General features: G+C 40.7%; 8 protein-coding genes. 7 read left to right on the top strand and 1 reads right to left on the bottom strand.

Features of this window, described 5'->3' with window-relative positions:
- From Q0037_RS11840 to Q0037_RS11810, 7 genes are all read left to right on the top strand, one after another.
- On the top strand, positions 1 to 269 hold a 269-nt coding region (locus tag Q0037_RS11840), incomplete at its 5' end, for a DoxX family protein (RefSeq protein WP_297518664.1).
- 24 nt (positions 270 to 293) lie between these two features.
- On the top strand, positions 294 to 896 hold the full coding sequence (locus tag Q0037_RS11835) for an alpha-ketoglutarate-dependent dioxygenase AlkB (protein ID WP_297518662.1): 603 nt from the start codon (positions 294 to 296) through the stop codon (positions 894 to 896).
- 5 nt (positions 897 to 901) lie between these two features.
- Positions 902 to 1735 (top strand): sterol desaturase family protein, encoded by an 834-nt coding sequence (locus Q0037_RS11830; protein ID WP_297518660.1) that lies wholly within the window; start codon positions 902 to 904, stop codon positions 1733 to 1735.
- 99 nt (positions 1736 to 1834) lie between these two features.
- A complete protein-coding gene (locus Q0037_RS11825) occupies positions 1835 to 2116 on the top strand; it encodes a TIGR03643 family protein (RefSeq protein WP_297518659.1) in 282 nt (93 codons plus the stop codon).
- 42 nt (positions 2117 to 2158) lie between these two features.
- Entirely contained in the window at positions 2159 to 3094 is a 936-nt protein-coding gene (locus Q0037_RS11820; RefSeq protein ID WP_297518656.1) for an alpha/beta hydrolase, read from the top strand.
- A gap of 42 nt (positions 3095 to 3136) precedes the next feature.
- A complete protein-coding gene (locus tag Q0037_RS11815; RefSeq protein ID WP_297518654.1) occupies positions 3137 to 4987 on the top strand; it encodes a peptidase M61 in 1851 nt (616 codons plus the stop codon).
- A gap of 80 nt (positions 4988 to 5067) precedes the next feature.
- Positions 5068 to 5787: a DUF4369 domain-containing protein gene (locus tag Q0037_RS11810; protein ID WP_297518652.1), complete on the top strand. Its 720-nt coding sequence runs from the start codon at positions 5068 to 5070 to the stop codon at positions 5785 to 5787.
- Positions 5788 to 5817: 30 nt separating this feature from the next.
- Here Q0037_RS11810 and Q0037_RS11805 read toward each other — a convergent pair whose 3' ends face one another.
- A complete protein-coding gene (locus Q0037_RS11805; protein WP_297518650.1) occupies positions 5818 to 6831 on the bottom strand; it encodes a hypothetical protein in 1014 nt (337 codons plus the stop codon).
- Positions 6832 to 6964 lie beyond the last annotated feature (133 nt).

The following is a 6964-nucleotide window of genomic DNA, read 5'->3' as shown; positions in this document are numbered from 1 at the left end:
TTACCAATAAAAAATTCATCAATGAAATGACGGGATTCCTCGAAATTATATTAGGTATAGCCTTGTGTATTCCTGGATTTACTAGTCTTGCCGCCGCTTTTATCATCCTACTTTTGATTTTGATATTTCCGGCCAATATTTACATGGTGAAGTATTCGGAAGGGCGCTTAGGACTACCGCTTTGGTTGCTATACATTCGCTTACCATTGCAAATTATTTTAATGTACTGGGCTTTTAGTTATATCGATTTTGAGCAACTCTTTTTGTAAATTTGAGGGCACCAAAGGATAGCTATGGCCCTATTTGATTTACACGATCCGATTCATTTTTCAGTCCCCGATGCGGACATCTGTTTGTATCCAAACTTCATAGCTGCCGATAAAGCACAAGAATATTTTGACTTGCTGTATACCCAAACGCCTTGGTGCAATGACCCCATTACCGTTTTTGGAAAAACCTACCCACAACCGCGATTAACGGCGCTGTATGGGCATGAAGGAAAACCCTACGCGTACGCTAATGTGGTTATGCAACCCCATCCGTGGACGCCTTTGCTAACTTTTTTAAAAGAAGAAGTAGAACAAATTGCTCCTACGCAGTTTACCACCGTTTTACTCAATTTATACCGCTATGGTCAAGACAGTAATGGGTGGCATGCCGACAATGAAAAAGAATTGGGTCGCAATCCCGTAATTGCCTCATTAAGTTTTGGAGCCGAGCGCGCTTTTCATTTACAGCACAATACCTTGCGGGAAGAAAAGTTAAAAATCCCCCTAACCGCGGGAAGTTTACTCCTCATGAAAGGAACCACACAACATTATTGGAAACACCAAATTCCAAAAACAGCACGACCCGTTGGCCCGAGAATTAACCTCACTTTTCGCACCTTAAAGTAATGATTATGGAAAATTTTATCGCGTATTTTAGCACTATCCCTTCGTCACACCGTGCTGCTTTGTTGGCTGGTGGAATTGCCCTCTTTTGGCTCTTAGAAAGTGCCGCGCCGTTTATACGATTTACTTATTCCAAATGGCAACATGCGGGCATCAATTTATTTTTTACGGGAACAACCATTTTGGTCAATTTTGCGCTTGCCTTTTTGTTGCTTCGCACAGCGGATTTCAGTATTCAAAATGAAATCGGATTGCTCAACCTTTTACCTGCCATGCCTACTTGGCTATTTTTAATTTTAGGCCTGTTGGGACTTGACTTTTTTGGGGCCTATTTAGCCCATTATGTTGAACACCGATGGTATCCGCTTTGGCGTTTTCACTTGATACATCATACCGACACCTATTTGGATACCACTTCAGGTAACCGGCACCACCCTGGGGAAAGTGTCATTCGATTTGTCTTTACCTGTTTGGGTGTGTTGATTGTGGGTTGCCCTATGTGGTTGGTCTTTTTGTACCAATCGTTATCGGTAGTCATGACCCAATTTAACCATGCCAACATTGGTCTTCCCAAAAAATTAGACCGTTGGATGAGTTATGTTTTGGTCTCCCCCGACATGCATAAAGTGCACCACCATTATCAACTTCCTTACACCGATAGTAATTACGGCAATATTTTTTCAGTTTGGGACCGTGTTTTGGGCACCTATCGATATCTCGATCGGGCGCAAATTGTATATGGCATTGATACCCATCAAGACCCAAAGGAGCACAATACGCTTTCTAATTTGCTGCAAATTCCTTTTCAACCCTTAAGAAAACCAACGAATAAACCCAATTAGATTTCATTTTTACAGCAAAAAGAAGCACCCGCTATTGTTTTACCTAAAAATTAACGGTTGTTCATAGCATCATGTTGCGCGGTATTCCGAATTTTGACTATGCAAAACAAAGCATTTACTGAAGAACAAATCGACCGCATTATTGAAATGGCTTGGGAAGATCGAACTCCTTTTGAAGCCATTACGTATCAATTTGGATTGTCTGAACAGGAAACCATCACCCTGATGCGGCGTGAAATGAAGCCTTCTAGCTTTCGCATGTGGCGTGCCCGAGTGCAAGGTCGTGCCACCAAACATGCGCAACGACGTGTTGACGGAATTGATCGTTTTAAATGCACCTTACAGCGGCAGATTACAGGTAATAAAATCTCCAAGCGCTAAACCAATAGGATTTTTTTTACCTTCGTTAGGTAAATTTACCCTATGAAAACACTTTTTTCCCTCGCATTTTGCTTGTTTCCATTTTTGACACAAGCTCAGAGCAACTTCAGTGCTCAAGAAATTGAAATCAACACCTTACTTAAAGGAACATTAATCACACCCGCCACTCCTGACACGTCAAATACCTTAGTCATTTTAATCGCTGGCTCTGGACCGACAAATCGCAATGGAAATCAGCCGGGAATGCCAACCAACTGCTATAGATTTTTAGGGCAAAGTCTCGCTGAAAAAGGCATTTCTTTTTTCAGTTACGACAAACGTATTATTGCGCAAGTCATTCAAAAAACATTGGATGAAAAAACACTACGTTTTGAAGATATGGTCACCGATGCTAAAGCCGTATTACAGCATTTTTCGAGTCAAAAAAAGTATTCAAAAATCGTACTTATTGGCCATAGTGAAGGGTCTTTGGTAGGTATGTTGGCCGCACCTCACGGGGCCAATGCCTTTATTTCACTCGCAGGACCAGGTCGCCCCGCCGATGATGTCTTGATTGAACAACTAACCCGAACCAAGCCTGAACAAAAAGAAGCATTGCGTCAATGTATCGATGCATTGAAAGCGAACGGGAAATGGACTTGTGACGTTGTTATTCCTGGTATGGAAAGTGTTTTTCGTCCTACCGTGCTACCTTATCTGTGTTCATGGTTTGTTTTTAACCCTGCAAAAATAATCCGTGAACTTCAGATACCCGTTTTGATTATTAATGGCGATAAAGATTTACAAGTTCCCGTAGAAGATGCCGCGTTATTGAAAGCCGCCAAACCAGATGCGGTCTATGCTATTATTCCCAACATGAATCATGTACTTAAAAATACACCCGATGAGCAAGCCAATCGGCAATCGTATTCGGACGGGAAATTACCCATCGAACCCGAACTGACGGAAGTTATCATGGATTTTATAAAAAAAATGTAACGAATCAACGATTCAGCCTACCAATGGCGTAAATATTTTTCCATGAAACAACTTTTATTTTCCCTAGTAGCAGCCTTGATGCTTGCGGGCTGTGGCTCCTCAACACCTACGGTAGCCAAGAAAAACAATGTGGTCGTGCAATTGGATTTGGTCAACATTACCGATGACAAAGTAGCTGTTAGTGTGACTCCGCCAACCTTAACTGATACCGATATTGTATACCATTTGCCCAAAATTATACCTGGAACGTACTCGGTAGATGATTATGGAAAAATGGTCGAGCAATTCAAAGCATTCGATGCCCAAGGAAAGGAACTCTCAGTACAGGCGTTAAGTACCAATTCATGGCAAATCAAAGAGGCGCAAAAATTGGCTAAAATAACCTATCTCGTAAACGACACCTTTGATAGCGAACGCGGCGGTGGTTTTGGTGGTGGAATTTTTTCACCGGCAGGAACCAATATCAATGCTGGGAAAAACTTTATGATTAACCAGCATGGTTTTGTAGGCTATTTTGAGGGAAAAAAGGATATAAACTACGAGTTAAAAATCACCCACCCCGACAGTATGTTTGGGGCTACTTCATTACTTGATACTGATGCTTCGGCTACTTCCGATGTATTTCTTGCCGAACGCTATAACGAATTGGTGGACAACCCCATTATGTATGGAAAACCAGACTATACCTCTTTCCAAGTAGACGGTATGGACATCTTATTTAGCGTATATTCCCCCAATGCCAAACACAGTGCTGCCGCTTTATCGCCTGCAATTGAAAAAATGATTCGGGCGCAAAAGAAATTTTTGGGTCCGGTCAACAATAATAAAAAATACACTATCCTACTCTATTTATCAGAAACCGATAAACCCGACGCCCGTGGATTTGGAGCTTTGGAGCACAACACCTCAACCACAGTAGTTTTTCCTGAAATCATGCCTTCAGAATCGCTTGGAAAACAGTTGATAGATGTGGTCTCGCATGAGTTTTTCCATATTGTAACTCCGCTCGGTGTGCATTCCCATGAAATCCACTACTTTGATTTCAACAATCCGAAAATGTCGCAACACTTGTGGATGTATGAAGGGGTAACTGAATATTTTGCCAACCTGTTTCAAGTCAATCAAGGACTTATCTCGGAAGAAGATTTTTACAAGCGTATGGCCAATAAAATAAATGAAGCCAAACGAATGAATGATACGATGCCCTTTACCGAAATGAGTCAGAATGTACTCACAGAACCCTACAAATCACAGTACTTAAATGTTTATAGTAAAGGAGCGCTCATTGGGATGTGTATCGACGTTATTATTCGTGAAAAGAGTAATGGGACACGTGGCATTTTGGACTTAATGCAAAAACTATCACAAAAATACGGGCCTTCACGTCCGTTTTTGGATGCCGAATTGTTTGACGAAGTTACCGCAATGACCTATCCCGAAGTGGGCAATTTTCTACGTACACATGTTTCGGGAAGTACGCCTATCGATTACGCCAGCTATTTTGCCAAAATGGGCGTTGGGAAGGGAATGATTAAAAAACCAGAAAATGTGTTGTTTTTAAAACGCACGCCTTGTATTACAGCAAATGGTAAAAAAGAAATCATTGTGCGTAATGACACCGACTTATCTCCATTTATGCAGGGCATTGGATTGAAAGCTGACGACATTATCACAGGTGTTGATGGAAAATCCTATACGATGGATGCCATCGGCCCGTTGATGGATGCGGTTCAAAAATGGAAAGAAAATGATTCCGTTACCGTAACTGTAATTCGAGGTGGTAAACCATTGACATTACATGGAAAAGCTGTATTTTCGTATACCGACAATGAAGGGTATATGACCATTGACCCTTCTAAACATCAACTAAAAACATCCTGGTTGAAAGGATAACTTGAATAAACCCTTTGCGAAAGTCCTCAATTTGTAAATCGAATTGAGGATTTTTTTTCATCTTTGCCAAAAATAAAATCATGCGAAAAATCAGTATTTGTTTACTTGCATCAGCCCTTTTGATCAGTTGTGCCAAAGTGAAAAAACCAATAGATGGATTGGAGTTATCGGGAACCATCAAAGGTTTTAAAAAAGGAACCTTGTATATTCAACGAATCAAAGACGATTCCATATTGGTACCCATCGATTCAATAAAGTTTGAGGGGACTTCCGAATTTCGAACCCATATTGACCTCAAAAACCCCGAAATGCTTTATTTATTTATTGACCGAGGAATTAGCAATTCGGTAGACAACAACCTTCCTTTTTTCGCCGAACCCGGTTCGATGACGGTGGAAACTTCTTTGGATTACTTTACAGCTGATGCTGTCATAAAAGGGTCCAAAAATCAGGAGTTGTACGACCAATACAAGATCATGATGTCGCGTTTGATTGATAAAAATTTAGAATTAATTCAATTGGGATTAATCGCTAAAAAAGATAATAATGTGTCACGAATTGACAGTATCCAAAAAGAACAAGATGAAAACTTGAAAAGACGCTATTTGATTACCACCAACTTTATTGTCAACAATAACAATTACGAAATTGCGCCATACATCGCACTGGCCGAAATTCCCGACGTATCCCTCAAATATTTGGATACCATTGATAAATCGATGAGTCCCAAAATTAGTAAAACGAAATACGGAAAAAAACTTAGAACCTATGCCGCGGAACGCCGAAAATTAGGACAATAAAAAAACGGTCGATGACCGTTTTTTTTGTATCTATGGGTTGACGTTTGTTACCGTATTATCTAAGTGTCGCCGCAAACGATTGGGCGCTGTAAAATCTTCTTCAACCGGCGTGGCCACTCCATTAATTACGGGTCCTGTAAATTTTCGAGGGATGCCCCGACGTTCATCTACATTAGGTGTAGCTGGATTGTCTATAGCAGCGCCATTAAAAGGATAATAATAGGTAACCCCATTGACCACATAACTAGTCTCGAACTTAGTTAAATACGAATCGTTATCATCATCAATGTCGACCATATTGGCCCGATCGTCATCATCAGTATCATAATTTTTGGGGTTGTCACTCCAATTGGTCAAGGGAAAAGAACGTTCATCACGCGAGAGTATTCCATCACGGTCATGATCTCGATAACGCACTTCTATCAATTTAAAGGAGAAAATAATGGGCGAATAAGCCGGGATATTCGTTGTTGCATTGTTATAATACCCTAAACCAGAAGGCAAGAACATCACTCCAGCCCCATAATTATCAAACTGAATCGGTTGCCCAGGAACAGCTGTGTAAGTACCCGATTTAAAATTGGGAAACACATGGCCCCAACCGGGAATCAATGACTCCAAAGCAAACCAGTTGGGCGTAACCGCCTGATCAAAGACGTCCAGACTCAACTCGATCCCTTTGTAAGCCACATGAACAGAATCTACCTGGGTAGGCCTTTTCTGTGTCCCTTCTCGGAATTTGATGAAATACAATTTATAATTGATGTCATCCTGAGCAATCAAGGTGTCTCGCAAAGGATATTGCGTTTGATTTCGTATAGAAGTTTGCGTACCATTTTCGGGAATTTTATAAAACTCTACATCAAAAGTAGTTGGATTCACTTCCATATAATGCGTATCCAAAAAATCATCAATGGCTGCAATGTCTGTTGCATACTGTTCGGCTCGATCGCGAATAGGTGCGGCTGAATTGGTATCCCTAGAACAAGATGTACCTAAAAAAACCATGGCGAGTGCCCACAACGTAAAAATTTTAAAACGCATAGAAATTACTGTATTTATGGCGTGCAAGATACAATATTGATTTATTTTTGTAAACTATTTAACGTAGTTTTTACCCGTTTATGAGAGTTGACAAATACTTGTGGTGTGTACGCTACTATAAATCCCGAAACTT

Source organism: Flavobacterium sp., assembly GCF_027482425.1.
Lineage (GTDB): Bacteria > Bacteroidota > Bacteroidia > Flavobacteriales > Flavobacteriaceae > Flavobacterium.
This window is presented reverse-complemented; position numbering and strand designations above follow the sequence as displayed.

Excerpts from the sequence above, each read along its gene's own strand:
- Q0037_RS11835 (WP_297518662.1), top strand. The coding sequence starts at position 294 with ATGGCCCTATTTGATTTACACGATCCGATTCATTTTTCAGTCCCCGAT.
- Q0037_RS11830 (WP_297518660.1), top strand. The coding sequence starts at position 902 with ATGGAAAATTTTATCGCGTATTTTAGCACTATCCCTTCGTCACACCGT.
- Q0037_RS11825 (WP_297518659.1), top strand. The coding sequence starts at position 1,835 with ATGCAAAACAAAGCATTTACTGAAGAACAAATCGACCGCATTATTGAA.
- Q0037_RS11820 (WP_297518656.1), top strand. The coding sequence starts at position 2,159 with ATGAAAACACTTTTTTCCCTCGCATTTTGCTTGTTTCCATTTTTGACA.
- Q0037_RS11815 (WP_297518654.1), top strand. The coding sequence starts at position 3,137 with ATGAAACAACTTTTATTTTCCCTAGTAGCAGCCTTGATGCTTGCGGGC.
- Q0037_RS11810 (WP_297518652.1), top strand. The coding sequence starts at position 5,068 with ATGCGAAAAATCAGTATTTGTTTACTTGCATCAGCCCTTTTGATCAGT.
- Q0037_RS11805 (WP_297518650.1), bottom strand. The coding sequence starts at position 6,831 with ATGCGTTTTAAAATTTTTACGTTGTGGGCACTCGCCATGGTTTTTTTA.